Origin of the sequence: Sphingopyxis sp. MG (genome assembly GCF_002953155.1) — a bacterium.
Classification (GTDB): Bacteria; Pseudomonadota; Alphaproteobacteria; order Sphingomonadales; family Sphingomonadaceae; genus Sphingopyxis; species Sphingopyxis granuli.
On record NZ_CP026381.1, the window covers coordinates 931,847 to 948,501 of the forward strand.

The following is a 16,655-nucleotide window of genomic DNA, read 5'->3' on the forward strand; positions in this document are numbered from 1 at the left end:
TAGCGTGGCGGGCATGATCGCCTTCTTTCCTTCCGCCGCGTTCCGGCGCCTGTCATGCTGAGCGTTGAGACTCACCAGGCCACGCCCTGGCCCGATCCGCTCGACTGGGACGCCCGCGCGGCGGAAGCGGTCGCGGCGGCGCTGGCGCTGACGCCCTGGGCGGGGCTTGCCGACGCCGCGCCGCTCGTCGAGGTCGCGGTGCGGCTGACCGACGATGCCGAGGTGCAGGCGCTCAACCGCGATTTTCGCGGCAAGGATCGGCCGACCAACGTGCTGTCCTTTCCGCAGGTACAGGCCGACCTGCTCGACACGCTCAGCAACAGCGACGACGGCGAGATACTGCTCGGCGACATCGTGCTGGCGCGCGAGACCTGCGTGCGCGAGGCGGTGGAAAAGGCGGTGCCGATCGCCGATCATGCGACGCACCTGATTGTCCACGGCACGCTCCATCTCGTCGGATACGACCATCTCGATGACCCCGCTGCCGACGCGATGGAGGCGCTGGAGGTGAAAGCCCTTGCATCGCTGGGCATCGCCAATCCATATGCGGTGCAGGATTAACGGAAAAAGCGAGCGACATGCCCGACGAGCCTGGGGCTTCCAACCGATCGGACGAGGACAGTAGATCCGGCCTGTGGGCCGGAATCCGCACATTGCTGTTCGGCGGCAACAGCGAACCTTCGCTGCGCGAACAGATCGAAGAGGCGATCGACGAGGCCGAGGAGGAAAGCGCCGAACGCCGCGGCAGCAGCATCGTCGGCGATCTGTCGCCGATCGAGCGCAAGATGCTGCGCAACCTGCTGCATTTCGGCGAGCAGACCGTCGACGACGTCGCGGTGCCGCGCGCCGACATCATCGCGATCGACGAGAGCGCGGGCTTCGACGAGGTCGTCGCGCTGTTCGTCGATGCGGGGCACAGTCGTCTGCCGGTCTATCGCGGCAACCTCGACGAGGTGGTCGGGATGATCCACGTCAAGGACGTGTTCGCGGTGCTCGCCGAGGGACGCGACCCGCCGCCGCTGCTCGACCTGATCCGCCAGCCGCTCTATGTCCCGCAGTCGATGGGGGTGCTCGACCTGCTCGCCGACATGCGCGCGCAGCGCACCCACCTCGCGATCGTCATCGACGAATATTCGGGAACCGAGGGTCTCGTCACCATCGAGGATCTGGTCGAGGAGATCGTCGGCGAGATCGAGGACGAATATGACGACGAGCCAATGGCGCTCTTCGCGCCGGGCGAGGACGGCTGTTGGGAAGCCGACGCGCGCGCCGAACTCGACGACATCGGCGAGGCGATCGACCCACGGCTGGCCGATGTCGAGGAGGATGTCGACACGCTCGGCGGCCTGTCCGCAGTGCTCGCGGGGCATGTGCCCGGTGTCGGCGAGGTGCTGCTGCATCCTAGCGGCTGGCGGATTGAGGTGACCGAGGCCGACGAGAAGCGCGTCCACCACCTGCGCCTGCATCCGCCGGTCGAGGTCGACCTAGAAGCGCCGGGAGACCGCGGCGACGAGTTCTGACGCCGCGCGTCCGATTGCCTTTGCGCGGCGATGCTATTAGCGCAGGGGCGATGGACGTTTCCGACCTTCGCATCGCGCTGTTCAGCGGCAACTACAATATGACGGTCGATGGCGCCAACAAGGCGCTCAACCGCCTCGTCGGCTATCTGCTGGGGCAGGGCGCGGCGGTCCGTGTCTATTCGCCGACCGTCGACGACCCCGACTTTGCGCCGACCGGCGACCTCGTCAGCGTGCCGTCGATGGCGATCCCCGGCCGCAGCGAATATCGCATTCCGCTGTCCTTCTCCGCGCGCGTTCGCGAGGATATCGCCAAATTCGCGCCCAATATCCTGCACATCTCCAGCCCAGATCGCGTCTCGCGGCAGGCGGCGGCGTGGGCGCGGAGGCGCAATATTCCGGTCGCCTGTTCGGTCCACACGCGGTTCGAGACCTATTTCCGCTATTACAACCTGTCCTTCCTCGAACCGCTGGTCGTCGCATGGCTGCGGCGGCTCTATCGCCGCTGCGACGCGCTGATCGCGCCGTCGGAAAGCTTTGCGCAGGTGCTGCGCGAGCAGCGGATGAACTACGACATCGGCATCTGGACGCGCGGGGTCGAGCGCAACATCTTCCGGCCCGACCGCCGCGACGCAGCGTGGCGCCGTTCGTGGGGCATCGCCGACGATGTGCCGGTCGTCGCCTTCCTCGGCCGGCTGGTGATGGAAAAGGGGCTCGATGTCTTCGCTGACACGATCGACCTGCTCCAGCGCCGCGGCGTTCCGCACCATGTGGTGGTGATCGGCGAGGGACCGGCGGGCGACTGGTTCGAATCGCGCCTGCCGCACGCCAGCTTCGTCGGCTTTCAGGGCGGCGAGAATCTCGCGCGCGCCGTCGCATCGTGCGACATGCTGTTCAATCCTTCGGTCACCGAGACCTTTGGCAATGTGACGCTGGAAGCGATGGCGTGCGGGTTGCCGGTCGTCGCGGCGCGCGCGACCGGCAGCGCGAGCATCGTCAAGCACGGCCAGACCGGCTATCTCGTCTCGCCGGGCGCGATCACCGGCTTTGCCGACGATCTCGAGCGCTATTGCCGCGACCCCGCGCTGCGCGCGCGACACGGCGCGGCTGGACTAGCGGAAAGCGCCGCCTATCAATGGGATGCGATCAACCAGGCGGTGGCCGACACCTATCTGCGGCTGATCCGGCAAAAGCAGCGGCAACGGGGCTGAGCGCGCCATGGACCTGTTCGGCGACGATGCGGAGCAGCAGCGCGACCCGGGCGCTGCCGGCCCGATTCCGCTCGCCGAGCGGCTGCGTCCCCGCAGCCTGTCCGATGTCGTCGGGCAGGAGCATCTGACGGGTCCCGAGGGTGCGATCGGGCGGATGGTCGCGGCGGGGCAACTGGCGTCGATCATCCTCTGGGGACCGCCCGGCACCGGCAAGACGACGATCGCGCGGCTGCTCGCCGAGGCGGTAGGGATGCGCTTCGCGCCGCTTTCGGCGGTGTTCTCCGGCGTCGCCGACCTCAAGAAAGCCTTTGCCGATGCCGAGAAGATGGCGACGGCGGGCAAGCGGACGCTGTTGTTCGTGGACGAAATCCATCGCTTCAACCGCGCCCAGCAGGACGGTTTCCTGCCCTATGTCGAGCGCGGCACGGTGGTGCTCGTCGGCGCGACGACCGAAAATCCAAGTTTCGCGCTCAACGCCGCCTTGCTCAGCCGCGCGCAGGTGCTGGTGCTGCACCGGCTCGACGAGGCGGCGCTGGCGACACTGGTCGCGCGCGCCGAGGCCGAGGTGGGGCGCCGCCTTCCCGTCACCGACGAGGCGCGCGCCGCGCTGATCGCGAGCGCCGATGGCGACGGCCGCTTTCTGCTCAACCAGGTCGAGACGCTGTTCGCCGCGGCCATCGAGACGCCGCTCGACGCGGGCGAGGTCGGGCAGTTCCTGCACCGCCGCATGCCGGTCTACGACCGTGATCGCGACGGCCACTACAATCTGATCTCCGCGCTGCACAAGGCGGTGCGCGGGTCGGACCCGCAGGCGGCGCTCTATTGGCTGGCGCGGATGCTCGTTGCGGGCGAGGAACCGCTCTATCTGCTCCGCCGCCTCACGCGCATGGCGAGCGAGGACATCGGGCTCGCCGATCCGCAGGCGCTGGTGCAATGCCTTGCCGCCAAGGACGCCTTCCAGTTTCTCGGTTCGCCCGAGGGCGAACTCGCGATCGTGCAGGCATGCCTCTATCTCGCCACCGCGCCCAAGTCGAACGCCGCCTATACCGCGCAGAAGGCCGCGTGGACGGCAGCGCGCGACACCGGTAGTCTGGCGCCGCCCGCGAACATCCTCAACGCGTCGACGAAGCTGATGAAGGATTTGGGCTATGGCGCGGGCTACAGCTACGACCATGACGCGCCCGAGGGTTTCTCAGGCGACAATTATTGGCCCGACGACATGGAAGCCGCGACCTTCTATCGCCCCGTCGACCGCGGTTTCGAAAAACGTATCGCCGAACGGCTCGCCTGGTGGGATGAGCGGCGGCGCGAACGGAAAGGCGAATGACGATGGTTTTCGGTGGACAGCGCATAGGGAAGGTCGGTCCGAATCGTTCGTCCGCTTCGGTGCGCGGCCCTGACGCGATGCGTCGTGTGCTGCTCGCGCTGGCTGTCGCGGCGCTGCCGCTTCCCACGCAGGCAGCCGAGACGAACGCCGAGTTGAATCGCGCCTGGGCGGCGGGCTATCGCGCCGCTTTCACCTGCTCGTCCCTGTGGAACGGAGCGGGCAAGGCGCTCGCCGATATCGAGCGCGATGAATTGACGCATATCTATCCGGAGATCGAAGCCGATGTCCGCGCGACCCGCGCCGAGATCGATATGAAGGCGAAACGCGTCACGGTGCGCTATCGCGACGACATGCCGCCGCGGGTCGCCGAATGGACGGGGCGCGACGGTTGCGTGACGCTGCCGATCGGCGCCGAACCGGGTGCGGTGGGAGCGCTTTCGCACGACACGCGACCGAATCTCGACGCGCAGCCGTGGCCGCTCGGCGACCGTGATGCGCGTGTCGCCGATGGAGAGGCGCGCTTCTCGGCAGTCGCGGCGGACAGGGCGCGCTTCGGCGGCCGGACGAGTTCGCTGCTGATCGTCAAGGACGGCCGGATTGCCCTCGAATGGTATCAGCCGGGGCATGGGGTGCACACCGCGCAGCGCACCTTCTCGGTCGCCAAGTCGATCGCCGCGACGCTGATCGGCCACGCCGTCGAGCGCGGGCGGTTCGACGTGAAGGCGCCGGCGCGCATCGCCGAATGGCGGACGGCGGGCGACCCGCGCGCGACGATCACCACCGAACAGCTCATGCGTATGGCGAGCGGGCTGACCAGCGACAGCGCGGGCAACCGCACCGACGCCATCTATATGGGTGGTGCGTCGGTGCGGCAGTGGACGACGCAATGGCCGCTGCTGAACCCGCCGGGGACGCGCTATCGCTACGCCAACAACGATACGCTGCTCGCCGTCCTGTCGCTGAAGGCGGCGCTGGAAAGGGCAGGGGAGCCCTTCGATCCTGCCGCCTTTCTCGATCGGATCGGGATGACGCGGACTTTCATCGAGCGCGACAAGGACGGCGATGCGATCCTGTCGAGTCAGGTTTCGACCACAGCGCGCGACCTGGCCCGGCTGGGGCTGCTCTATCAAGACGACGGCGTGTGGCGGGGCGAACGGCTGCTGCCCGCCGACTGGCGCCGCTTCGTGACGGCGCGCGCAGGACCGCAGCCCGATGGGTCATTCGGCTATGGCGCGGGCTTCTGGCTGCTCGATGCGTCGGAGGGCATCCCGGCCGATGCCTTCGGCGCCTTCGGGAACCGCGGCCAATATATGGTCGTCATCCCATCGCGCCGACTGGTGATCGTCCGCCAGGGTTATGACGATGCCGCCGAGCGGCTCGACATCGCCGCGCTTGTCCGTGCGGTCGTCGCAGCCGATGGATCGTAACGCGTTTCGCGCAAAGCCGACCTATTGTTTCTTTCGCGTCGGTCCCTCGCTGGCCGGCGTGAAACCACGCTACCCCGGATAGCGCTCGAAAGCCGGAATCGCGTCGAGCCGAGCCATCCAGCCGATGCGCTCGGCGGTCTGGATCTGCACCTGCGCGGGGATCAGGTCGGGGTCGTCGAGCGTCGCGGTCTGGACGTCGATCTGACCGGGAAAGACGGCATCGTTGGTATAGAAGAGCCCGGTGCCGCAGTCGCCGCAGAAATGGCGCCGGCCATGCTCCGATGACGCATAGATTTTAGGCGTGCCGCTGACCTCCAGCGCGTCCTGTCCGACGAGCGCCCAGCCGACCAGCGGCGCCCCCGCGTGGCGGCGACAGTCGCTGCAGTGACACAAGGCATGATGCTCGACCGCAGTCGGCATCGAATAACGGATTGCGCCGCAATGGCATCCGCCGTTGGCGCGAGTGGGTGAATCGGTCATGGCTGTCTCCCTAAGTTGGCGGGGAACATATCATAAACATATGGTGGCTGCAAAGCCGCCCGGTACAGGTGCGAAGCCCAAGGTTAACATAAAATTAGGCATGATCGTGCACTGTCAGGCGATGCGGACAGTGCGGCGCAGCATGGGTGACCCGAGTGGCGATACGGCCGCAGGGAAAGACCCTTTCCGCCGGGCGTTCGTGTGGCTGGCGGCCGTTACACTCCTGGCCTTCATACTCTCCGCCTTATATGAACCCCATGCCGACCTCAGCCTGTTCTTCCTTCACCGGCAGGATCGATGGCTCCTGTTCGGTGCTAGCCTCCTGCTCATAATTTGCTTCTGGCAACTTCCTGCGCGGCACGAGCCCATGGTAGGATCATTGCGTGTCGCCATAGCCGCCGCCGGCTGCATGGCGCTGATCGCCTTCGCCGGCCACTACTGGATATTGTCGGGCTACGACATGAGCCGCGACGAGCAGATGGCGACGTTCGATGCCGTGGTGTTTGGGCGGGGAGGGGTGGCAGCTCTTTTGCCTGAATTGTGGCGCGCGCATTCCGATGTGCTGAATACCGTCTTCATGTACCGGGCGGATCCCCGGGCAGCCTGGGTTTCCGACTATCTGCCCCTGAATGCGGCCCTTCGCGCGATCGTCGGGGCATTCGCGACCCCGGCGCTGACCGGCCCGCTGATGACGCTGATCGGCGGGCTGGCGCTCTGGAGTTGCGCGCGGCGGATATGGCCGGAGGATCGCGAGCCGGCGGTGGTCGGCCTGCTGCTCTACATCGGCTCGGCGCAGATCCTCGCCAACGGGATGACGGCCTACGCCATGCCGGGGCATCTTGCGCTCAACCTCGTCTGGCTGCGGCTGTTCCTGCAGCGCCGGACATGGTCGGACGCAACGGCGCTCGTCGTCGCTTTCGTCGCCGTCGGGCTCCACCAGCCGATCATGCATCCGCTTTTCGCGGCCCCCGTCCTGTCGTTGCTGTTGCTCGAAAGAAGCTGGCGGCGCGCGGCGCTCTATTTCGCCGGCTATCTGGCGATCGGCTATTTCTGGTATCTTTGGCCGACATGGATAGCGTCCATCGTGCAGATGGCGCCCCCGGCAGGGGGAGGCGGCACCGCGGACTATCTGAATCGGCTGACGGCGGCGCTGGCGAAGGATAATAACCTCCGGGTAGCGGATATGGCGTCCAATCTGCTGCGCTTCGTCGCCTGGGGGCCTGTGCTGCTGCTTCCGCTTGCGATGGCCGGGCTGGGAGCCGTGCGCCGGGACCGGCTGGCGGCGGCACTGGCCGGCAGCATCGCGCTGACCGTCGTCGTCATGACGGTCATCCTTCCCTATCAGGGACATGGTTTCGGCTATCGTTATCTTCACGGGCTCATCGGCAATGCCATCCTGCTCGCGCTGTTCGGCTGGAAGTCGATGCCTGCCCACCTGCCGCGCTGGCGTCCGTTGCTGATCCGCACCACATTGGCCGGCATCGCGGTCCTACTGCCTGTGCAGATGTGGATGGCGCACGCCTTTTATGCCCCTTCGGCGCGCATTTCGAAGCAGATCGACCGGATGGACGCCGACTATGTCGTCATCGGCGGAAACGACGCGCCCTTTGCCACCGATCTCATCGTCAATCCGCCCTATCTGGACCGGCGCCCGCTGCGCCTGTGGCGTGAAAAAATCGACTCCGCGGCGGCGCTGGCGATCTGTGCCGAGCGGCCCTCGGTCACGTTCATCGACGGCAAGGCGCTCGAACCGATTCTTGCCTATTACGGCCTTCGTAGCGCAACGGGAGACGACAGCGCCGATCGGGCTGTGGAGCAAAAATTACGAAGCGCCGGATGCGATATCGTCGATTGAATCCTCCGGACGCGCGCTCCGCCGCTCCGGAAGGGCATACGGCACGCCGACAACCTCCTCGATCAATGCGGCATAGCGTCCGGCCGTGGCAATCAGGCTGAAATGGTCGGTCACCGCCTTGTGAAGGCGATGGGGATCGGCCTTTTCGGCCAGGGCGGCGGCGATCGCCGCCTTCCATTGCCGGACGACGGCGTCCGGCCAGTCGAGGTCGATCGGCAAAATGGCTGCGAGGGGCAGCGCTGGATGGGCTGCTTGCCTGCTTGCGATGACCGGGGTGCCGCAGGCCAGGCTTTCGGGAACGACGAGGGGCGTGCCTTCGCTGTGGGCCGGGACGACGACGACCCGTGCGCGTGCATAGAGGCGCGCGATCTCGGCCGGGTCCGGCCGGTCCACGACAAGGATATTGGCGCGCGTGCGTTGTGGCGCTGCCGGGCCGAAACCCGCGCATAGGAAGCGACATTCGGGCATCTGTGCGGCGAGGCGTTCGACCAGTCCGATCCCCTTCTTGACCACGAAGCGGCCGACGAAGAGGACGTCGATGTCCCGCTCCACCTCCTGAATGGAAAAGAGAGAGGTGTCGATGCCATTCTCGATGACGTCGATATTCCGCCCTCTCGCCAGATGCGACAGGCTGTCGCGCTTGGCTGCCGTGACTGCGACGCAGCGGGTCGCCGAGCGCAGCGATGGCCCGAGGACCAGCCGGTTCGCGATGGATTGGGCGGTCCGCATGACGGCCGATGGGCTGTGAACCCAGCCGCTGTGCTTGATCAGGATGGTCGGTATCGCGCGCCGCTGCGCAACCCACTGGGCGATCAGATTTGCCAGATAGAGATTGTCGTGAAGGACGACGACATCGGCCTTCCGCACCGCCTTCGCCAGTGCGAACAGGTCCGCCGGATGAGGGAACAGGAGGGGCAGGCCGGTCAGGCGCTCGACGATGCTGCTCGCGCGCAATGCCAGCGTTCGGTAAGCGAGCCCCGATGGAGCGGGGCCGTGCGCGGCCAGCGTCACGGCAAAACGACCATCCTCTGCCAATCGCCTTGCAAGGTCGTCCGCAACCCGCTCGAGACCGCCGCCATGGTCGATGAAATGGCTGGAGATCATCAGCAATTCGGGCATATGCCCTCTATTGGCACTGTTGCCGAAAATGGGAAGCGATTGTTGTGAAGGCATCCGGGCTTTGCAAATAACGCCGCCGTGGCAACCGGGAGGATCGCGGGCGCGGCGCTGGGGGGCGAGCGCGGCGACTGTTCTGCTGGCGATTCTTCTCGTTGGTCTCGCGGTGCGTTTCGGTGACTTGCGCTGGCATGACGTCGCCAGGCCGGTTCGCGAGCACGGCGCGATATTGTTCCTTGTCTGTGTCGTCTCGATCGGAGGGCAGTCGATCGTCGGCGCGCTGAAATGGCGTTTGCTGCAAAGGCATTTCGCGAACGGCGAAAGCGGTGCCTTTCCGCTTCCCATGCTCGTCTTCTATTCCGCCCTGACCGCTCTTGTCGGACAGGTGGTTCCCACGTTCCTGGCGAGCGGAGCGATCCGCGGCGCGGTTACCCGCCTCCATCTCGAAGGAAGTTTTCTTCAGGGTGCCAGCGTCACCGTTTACGACCAGCTGTTCGATGTGGCGGTTCTGGTCCTTTGCGCCGCTGGCTGTCTGGCCCTGTTTCTGCTGGGCGTGCCGCCGGCCATGGCCATCGCATGCGTCGCGCTTGCATTGGCCTTCACCGTGCTGATTTCCCCCTGGATGTTCCGGTCGATACCGCCCTTATCGGCCGCGCTCCGATTCATTCCCGCCGGTGCGCCGGGGGCGGGCCGGGTCCGGCAGACTTTGCAGTTCGCCCGCGACAAGGGGCTGGATGCGCCCGAAACGACGACGCGCCTCCTGTCGCTCAGCATCGTGCGATATCTGTTCATCGGCCTCCGCTCCGTTGCAGCGGTGCTGTTGATCGGGACCGGCCTGTCGGTGACATCGGCCGTCTGGGGTTTCGCGGTGGTTCAGGGGTCGGCGCTTGCGGCCCTGACTCCCGGCAATCTCGGCATCACGGAATGGGGCTGGGCGGCCGTCGCGGAACTGCTCGATGGTCCCGCCGGACCGATGATTCTGGCGATCCTCGTCCTGCGTATCGTCAACATTCCCGCCACTCTGGCGGTCATGCTGCTCAGCGCTTTCGGCCTGTTCGGCCGTTCCGCTACCGCCGACAGGCGTTAGAGCATCGAGCCTTAAATCTGACCCATCGTCCCGTTCGTGTCGAGCGCAGTCGAGACAATCATCGGCCTTGCGCCACGCCGATGGGTGTCTCGACTGCGCTCGACACGAACGGATGAGGGGCGTTGCAGGTTTATGGCACGCCGCTCTATGGTCTGTGGGGCTTCAGAGTCTATCGCCGCGATATTGTATAAAGCCGTGTTCCCCCGCGAAGGCGGGGGTCCATCTTCGGCCGGTTCCATCTCGGAACCACCGCAGATGGGTCCCCGCCTTCGCGGGGACACACGATAAAGGACAGTCGCAAGATGAATCCCCACACGCCTTAGAAGGACTCGTCATTGCGAGCGGCGAAGCCGCGCGGCAACCCAGAGCAGGCGTAAAGCGCCCTGGATTGCTTCCCCCGGATCAGGTCGGCGTTTATACCCTTGAGACAAGGACGCTGGTGATCCCCGGCGAAAGCCGGGGTCCATGCGAGGCAGGCGCACGTAGCTGGACCCCGGCTTTCGCCGGGGAACGCTTACCTGTCGGAAGGGGATAATTGCCGATCAGGTCCGGGGTCGCAATGACGAAGGGGGTCAATCCAAAGTCATCGGAGTCTAGCTTCCCTTGTCCCGGTGTCGGTCGGCGGCCTTTCCGCGACGCAAGTCCCCCATCGTGTGCGTGCCCGGAATCTGGAGATAGCGTAGCAGCTTCGCTTCCTTGCGTCCGCGCGTGACCGTGTCGAGTATCAGCCCGCTGAACAGGCTGAGGAAAGCCAGGATCATCATCCCGGTGGCCAGAACGGCGGTGGGAAGGCGAGGCACCGTCCCGCTGCGCAGATACTCCGCAATGACCGGGTAGCCGAGCAACAGGGACAAGGCGGCGAGACCCAGGCATGCGACGCCGAACAGCAGGAACGGCCTTTCCTGCTTGAGCAATGTTCCGATCGTCCACAGGATGCGAACGCCGTCGGAAATGGTGCGCAACTTGCTCTCCGATCCGCTCGGGCGATCCTTGAAGCGCGTCGGCATTTCGCCGGTCGGCATGCCGAGTTGCAGGGCGTGGATCGTCAGCTCGGTTTCGATCTCGAACCCCTGCGACATCTGTGGGAAGGATTTGACGAAGCGGCGGGAAAAGATGCGATAGCCGCTCAGCATGTCGCTGAAGCCGCCGCCGAACATCGTGCGCACGAGCGACGTCAGCATCCAGTTGCCGAACCGATGCGCCGGGCGATAGGCGGTCCCGCTGACGTCGACGCGCGTTCCCACGATCATGTCGAGGCCATGTTCGACCAGCCGGTCGACAAGATCGCCGGCGACGGCCGCGTCATAGGTTTCGTCGGCGTCGCACATCACATAGATGTCGGCATCGATATCCGCGAACATGCGGCGGACCACGAAACCCTTGCCTTGCCGGGGTTCGCTGCGCACGACAGCCCCGGCGGCCCGTGCGATGTCCGCCGACCCGTCGCTGCTGTTATTATCGTAGACATAGATTTTCGCGGTCGGCAGCGCGGCGCGGAAGCGTTCGACCACCGTCCGGATCGCGAGCCCTTCGTTGTAGCACGGCAGCAGGACGGCGATGGTCGGCGCGGCGTCGTCATCCAGCGCAAGCGCCGCATCGAATTGGCCGGCACGCATGAACATGTTTCGGACAACTCCCACTTCCGGACCGCTTCAGATGCTTTCCGGAAGCTAGAGGCAATTGGTTAACGGGCTGTTAGAATCCGGATTCCGACTGTCCGGGTCCGGTGAAATTGCGCGGCTATTCCCCCAGATCCACCCCATGCGCCTTCGCCCAGTCGAGATATTGCGCGCGCGGGGTGGAGGAGGGGTGCGCCAGTATCGCCGGAATGTCGGCGCGCAGCGCGCCGAGGTCGAGCGAGCGGATCATCGCCTTGACCCGGCCGACGCCCGCCGGGGTGATCGACAGCCGCTCGATCCCGACGCCGAGCAGTGCCATCGCCTCCAGCGGGCGGCCGCCCATCTCTCCGCACACGCCGAGCTGGACCTTGCTGTCCGCGACGATCCTCACCACGCGCGCGATGTAGCGCATCACCGTCGGCGACAGCCAGTCGTAGCGCTCGGCAAGGCGCGGGTGGGCGCGGTCGGCGGCGAACAGGAACTGGGTGAGGTCGTTGGTGCCGATCGACAGGAAGTCGAGATGCGGCAGCATCAGGTCGAGCGTTTCGATCAGCCCCGGCACCTCCAGCATCGCGCCATAGCGGATCGCGGCGGGCAGCTTCTTGTCATGCTGTTTCAGCCAGGCGCGCTGGCGAACGAACAGATCGCGCGCGGCTTCATATTCCCACGGTTCGGACACCATCGGGAACATGACGTTCAGCGTCCGCCCGGCGGCCGCCTCCATCAGCGCGCGCGCCTGGACCTTGAGCAGGCCTTCGCGGTCGAGCGCGAGGCGCAGCGCGCGCCAGCCCATCGCCGGATTCTCCTCCAGCGCATTCTCGTCGACATTCATGTAGGGCAGCGACTTGTCGCCGCCGATGTCGACGGTGCGGAAGACCACCGGGCGGTCGCCCGCCGCGTCGAGCACGTCGCGATAGAGCCGCTGCTGCCGCTCGCGCTGGGGCAGGGTGGCGGAAACGAGGAACTGGAACTCGGTGCGGAACAGCCCGATCCCGCCGGCGCCGGTCAGGTCGAGCGCGGCAATGTCCTCGCGCAATCCGGCGTTGATCATCAGCTCGATCGGCACGCCGTCGCGGGTGACCGCGGGCAGGTCGCGCAGCGCCGCGAGGCTCGCGCGGCGCTTCTGCGACAGTTCGAGCTTGGCGTCGAACGCGTCCTGCACCGCCTGCGTCGGGCGGACGTGCAGCGTTCCGGCGCCCGCGTCGAGCAGCAGCAGGTCGCCTTCGCGGACCGCGGTGCGCACCGCGCGGGCGCGGCCGAGCACCGGCACCCCCATCGCGCGCGCGACGATGATGACATGCGCGGTCAGCGAGCCTTCCTCGAGCACCACGCCCTTGAGCCGCCGCCGGTCATATTCGAGCAGTTCGGCGGGCCCCAGGTTGCGCGCGATCAGGATCGAATCGTGCCGCAGGCCCATCTGCGCCGCGGTGCCCATCTGTCCCGACACGATGCGGATCAGCCGGTTCGACAGATCCTCCAGATCGTGCATGCGGTCGCGCAGCAGCGGGTCGTCGATCTGGCGCATCCGCATCCGGGTGCGCTGCTGGACGCGCTCGATCGCCGCCTCGGCGGTCAGGCCGCTGTCGATCGCCTCGTTGATCCGCCGCGACCAGCCCTCGTCATAGGCGAACATCTTGTAGGTTTCGAGAACCTCCTCATGCTCGTCGCCGATGCCGAACTCGGCCTGGCTGGCCATGCGGTCGATCTGCTCGCGCATCTTGTCGAAGGCGGCGTAAACGCGGTGGCGCTCGGCCTCTATGTCATCGGCGACCGTGTGTTCGATGGTGATGCGCGGCTGGTGGAACACCGCGATGCCGGCCCCCATGCCGTCGACGAGCTTCTGGCCGGTCAGCCGCTGCGCCGACTGATCGGCGGCCGCGGCGTCGATCCGCGCGGTGGTGTCGACGAGGTCGGCGTTGGCGATCAGTTCGGACAGCACCATCGCGACGGTCTGCAGCGTCTCGATCTCGATCTCTTCATAGCGGCGCGGGTCGCTCTGCTGGACGCAAAGCACCCCGACCGCCTGCTCGCGGCGGATGATCGGGACGCCGGCGAAGCTGTGGAACAGTTCCTCGCCGGTTTCCGGGCGATAGGAAAAGTCCGGGTGCGCGGCCGCCTCGTCGAGGTTCAGCGTCTCGATCTGCTGCGCGATCGTGCCGACCAGCCCCTCGCCGAGCGCGAGGCGGGTGACGTGCACCGCATCCTGGTTGAGGCCGCGCGTCGCATAGAGTTCGAGCGTGCCGCCGCGCAGCAGATAGATCGAGCAGACCTCGCTGTGGAGGCATTCGCCGATGATGCCGACGACCTGGTTGAGCTTGCCCTGCGCATTGGTGCGCGACGCCATCACCTCGTGCAGCCGCGTCAGGATCGTGCGGGCCGACTGCGCGGCGGTCGAGGGCGGGGGAGGGGCATTGGTCATCGCCAGCCCTGCTATCAGAAGCCCGGCGGCAACGCCATCGCTGCCGCGCGCATCCCCCTGCGAAAAGGCTCAGCCGTCGACCGGCGCCGTGACCGTGCCGGTCGCCGGCTGCACCGCGGTGTCGATCGCCGGCGTCGTCATGATCGCCGGCGCCGGGGCATATTTGGCGTCCCACGCCGCGACGTCGGCCTGATACCGGGCATAGGCCTCATAGAAATCGACGAAGGGCTGGTCGAGCCGCGCGAGCAGCGTCCCCGCCTGTTCGACGACCTGCGCGCTGGGGGAGGTCGAGACGAGCTGCGCGACCTCGTTGGCGCGCGGGCAGAAATCGCGCTGCGCCGGGGGCTGCGCGAAATAGTTGAAAAGCTGCGTCGACAGCTTGTCGCGCGCCGAGATGCCGTTGGTCTTCGTTTCCTTGCCGAGCTCGCTGATCACCGTCTTTTCGGTCGAACGGATCACCTTGGCATGCGTCTTGATGATGTTGTTGTAGGCCGAGACCAGCGTCGCTTCCTCGAGCCCGCGGCACCCGATCGCGGCGACGTTGAGCCCGATCTTGAGCTGCCAGAAGGCGCGGTCGCCGCTGAGGTTGCTGTTCGCGGTGACGAAGCGGCCGTCGAGCGCGCGGCCCGGCAGGATCTGGGTCAGCGAGGCGCTGCCCGGCGGCAGCGGACGCGGCGGCACCACGATCACCACCGGCGGCGGTGGCGGCGGCGGGGGCGGTGGCGGCGGCGGCTTCGGGGCGCAGGCGGCGACGCTCGCCAGCAGCCCGGCTACGATGATCTTGCGCGACAATTTCATGACCTTCTCCCCAACCGCACCTGCGATGCGGCGTCAACCCCGAGTTTGCAAGGCCGCTTCGGCCTGCCGTGCCAGCGACGCGATAATCTCTGCGACGCTCTCTTCGCCTGTTACCATGCCGACAGATTGCCCTGCCATTAACGAGCCGTTTTCGACGTCGCCGTCGATCACCGCGCGGCGCAGCGCGCCCGCCCAGTAATGCTCGATCTCGAGCTGGGCGGCGGCCATGTCGACCGTCCCGGCGTCGAGCAGGTTCGCGACCTCGCGCTGCTTGGCGGTGAAGGCTTCGGTCCCGGCGTTCTTGAGCGCGCGGACCGGGATCACCGGCAGGCGCGGGTCGATCTGCACGCTGGCGATCGCGTCGCGCGCCGAGGCGCGGATGAAGGCCTTCTTGAAGGCCGGGTGCGCGATGCTTTCGGTCGCGCAGACGAAGCGCGTGCCGAGCTGGACGCCCGAAGCCCCCATTTCCAGATAGCCGGCGATCGCCTCGCCGCGGCCGATGCCGCCCGCGACGAAGATCGGCACCTCGCCCGCCAGTTCGGGCAATATCTCCTGCGCGAGGACGCTGGTCGAGACGGGGCCGATATGGCCGCCCGCCTCCATCCCCTCGATCACCAGCGCATCGACGCCCGAGCGGACCAGCTTCTTTCCCAGCGCCAGCGTCGGCGTGAAGCAGATGACCTTCGCGCCCGATGCCTTGATCGCCTCGAGGCTGCCCTTCGGCGGCAGGCCCCCCGCCAGCACGACATGCCCGACGCCGTGGCTGGTGCACACGGCGATCAGATCGAAAAGCTGCGGGTGCATGGTGATCAGGTTGACGCCGAAGCCGCGCTTCGCGAGCGCCTTGGTCGCCGCGATCTCCGCATCGAGCAGTTCGGGAGTCATCGCGCCGCAGGCGATGACGCCGAAACCGCCGGCATTGCTGATCGCGCTGACCAGGTGACGCTCCGAAACCCAGCTCATCGCGCCGCAGAGGATGGCGTAATCGCTGCCGAGAAGTTCGGTGCCGCGTGCCATCAGTTCGTTCAATTTGCTCATCGCAAGCGCCTTTGCCAGCAGCGGGGCCCGCGTGCAATTGGATTGCGCCCGCGATGGCGGCATTTGCCTGCGGATATCAATCATGGCCGGTCCGTCGTCAGGCGCTGTGCGGTTCTGTTTCACGCAAAGGCGCAAAGGCGCGAAAAAAATCTTACACAAAGACACCAAGAGGGCGTGTCTGCCGCAAATGGCGACTGCCGCAGCAGGCGGTGTTTCTAAAAGGAGAAAACCGCTTCGCGGTGGGAACGCGACGGGGCAGAGCAAGCCGCCCTCTTGGTGTCTTTTTGTGAGATTTTTCTCCCTTCACACCCATAAACCCACGTCTTCGCGCCTTTGCGTGAAATCAACCGGCACCGCCCTTTCAGGCGAGCGCCGGGCCATGGATGCAGCATGACGAGACGAGAGGGTGGGGGTGCCGTCAGGCGCCGGGATCCGTTCGGCGTGGCAATTCGTCCTTTCGCCGCAGAAAGCAAATCAATCATTGTCAACCAAAACAGTTGGCATATGCTTGGCCTCGAATCAGATCAGGGAAAGGGAAATTATGTCTGCTTCATCCGACAAGGCCCCGGGCCAGCGCGAACCGGTGCCCCGCGCGATCCAGACGGTGCTCGACGCGCTCGAAAAGCTGCGCTTCGGCGCGATCCAGCTCACCGTCCACGAAGGGCGGCTGGTGCAGGTCGATGTGACCGAACGGCACCGCTACCCCAACTGATCCAAGCTCCCGACCGGGGGATATTCTCCCACGACTGCCGCAGACCGGA

At 66.3% G+C, this 16,655-nt stretch carries 14 protein-coding genes; 8 read left to right on the plus strand and 6 right to left on the minus strand.

Going from position 1 to position 16,655, the window contains the following annotated elements:
* Window positions 1-54 precede the first annotated feature (54 nt).
* Genes ybeY through C3E99_RS04290 form a run of 5 tightly spaced genes read left to right on the plus strand, consistent with a single transcriptional unit; the run spans window position 55 to window position 5,482 of the window.
* Window positions 55-561, plus strand: coding sequence for an rRNA maturation RNase YbeY (gene ybeY, locus C3E99_RS04270; RefSeq protein ID WP_067105844.1), 507 nt, complete (start codon window positions 55-57; stop codon window positions 559-561).
* A 17-nt stretch (window positions 562-578) separates the two neighbouring features.
* Window positions 579-1,520 (plus strand): hemolysin family protein, encoded by a 942-nt coding sequence (locus tag C3E99_RS04275; RefSeq protein ID WP_067105846.1) that lies wholly within the window; start codon window positions 579-581, stop codon window positions 1,518-1,520.
* 50 nt (window positions 1,521-1,570) lie between these two features.
* Window positions 1,571-2,728 (plus strand): glycosyltransferase family 4 protein, encoded by a 1,158-nt coding sequence (locus C3E99_RS04280; protein WP_067105848.1) that lies wholly within the window; start codon window positions 1,571-1,573, stop codon window positions 2,726-2,728.
* Between the two features lie 7 nt (window positions 2,729-2,735).
* The gene (locus C3E99_RS04285) at window positions 2,736-4,055 is read left to right on the plus strand and encodes a replication-associated recombination protein A (protein ID WP_076074634.1); all 1,320 of its coding nucleotides are present in this window, start codon (window positions 2,736-2,738) and stop codon (window positions 4,053-4,055) included.
* Window positions 4,052-5,482: a serine hydrolase domain-containing protein gene (locus C3E99_RS04290; RefSeq protein ID WP_234002597.1), complete on the plus strand. Its 1,431-nt coding sequence runs from the start codon at window positions 4,052-4,054 to the stop codon at window positions 5,480-5,482. The genes C3E99_RS04285 and C3E99_RS04290 overlap by 4 nt, the downstream gene beginning before the upstream one ends.
* Window positions 5,483-5,551: 69 nt before the next feature.
* On the opposite strand, the gene C3E99_RS04295 is transcribed toward C3E99_RS04290, so the two are convergent.
* Window positions 5,552-5,962 carry a GFA family protein gene (locus tag C3E99_RS04295; protein ID WP_104959457.1) on the minus strand — a complete coding sequence of 137 codons (411 nt, stop codon included), beginning with the start codon at window positions 5,960-5,962 and terminating at the stop codon, window positions 5,552-5,554.
* Between C3E99_RS04295 and C3E99_RS04300 the strand changes: the two genes are divergently transcribed.
* Window positions 5,946-7,817 (plus strand): hypothetical protein, encoded by a 1,872-nt coding sequence (locus tag C3E99_RS04300; RefSeq protein WP_158682100.1) that lies wholly within the window; start codon window positions 5,946-5,948, stop codon window positions 7,815-7,817. The genes C3E99_RS04295 and C3E99_RS04300 overlap by 17 nt on opposite strands.
* On the opposite strand, the gene C3E99_RS04305 is transcribed toward C3E99_RS04300, so the two are convergent.
* On the minus strand, window positions 7,785-8,990 hold the full coding sequence (locus C3E99_RS04305; protein WP_104959459.1) for a glycosyltransferase family 4 protein: 1,206 nt from the start codon (window positions 8,988-8,990) through the stop codon (window positions 7,785-7,787). The two genes, C3E99_RS04300 and C3E99_RS04305, sit on opposite strands and share 33 nt — an antisense overlap.
* Here C3E99_RS04305 and C3E99_RS04310 point away from each other — a divergent pair.
* The gene (locus C3E99_RS04310; protein WP_234002660.1) at window positions 8,965-10,020 is read left to right on the plus strand and encodes a lysylphosphatidylglycerol synthase domain-containing protein; all 1,056 of its coding nucleotides are present in this window, start codon (window positions 8,965-8,967) and stop codon (window positions 10,018-10,020) included. The two genes, C3E99_RS04305 and C3E99_RS04310, sit on opposite strands and share 26 nt — an antisense overlap.
* Before the next feature lie 593 nt (window positions 10,021-10,613).
* Here the strand turns inward: C3E99_RS04310 and C3E99_RS04320 are convergent.
* The 4 genes from C3E99_RS04320 to C3E99_RS04335 form a co-directional block, all read right to left on the minus strand.
* Window positions 10,614-11,636, minus strand: a complete 1,023-nt coding sequence (locus C3E99_RS04320) for a glycosyltransferase family 2 protein (RefSeq protein WP_104960312.1) — start codon at window positions 11,634-11,636, stop codon at window positions 10,614-10,616.
* A 124-nt stretch (window positions 11,637-11,760) separates the two neighbouring features.
* Window positions 11,761-14,058 carry a phosphoenolpyruvate--protein phosphotransferase gene (gene ptsP / locus C3E99_RS04325; protein WP_076074642.1) on the minus strand — a complete coding sequence of 766 codons (2,298 nt, stop codon included), beginning with the start codon at window positions 14,056-14,058 and terminating at the stop codon, window positions 11,761-11,763.
* 69 nt (window positions 14,059-14,127) lie between these two features.
* Complete coding sequence (locus C3E99_RS04330) at window positions 14,128-14,856, minus strand: hypothetical protein (protein WP_076074645.1); 729 nt, start codon at window positions 14,854-14,856, stop codon at window positions 14,128-14,130.
* A 33-nt stretch (window positions 14,857-14,889) separates the two neighbouring features.
* A complete protein-coding gene (locus tag C3E99_RS04335) occupies window positions 14,890-15,894 on the minus strand; it encodes an NAD(P)H-dependent flavin oxidoreductase (RefSeq protein WP_076074647.1) in 1,005 nt (334 codons plus the stop codon).
* Between the two features lie 541 nt (window positions 15,895-16,435).
* Between C3E99_RS04335 and C3E99_RS04340 the strand changes: the two genes are divergently transcribed.
* A complete protein-coding gene (locus tag C3E99_RS04340; RefSeq protein ID WP_082796943.1) occupies window positions 16,436-16,606 on the plus strand; it encodes a YezD family protein in 171 nt (56 codons plus the stop codon).
* Window positions 16,607-16,655 lie beyond the last annotated feature (49 nt).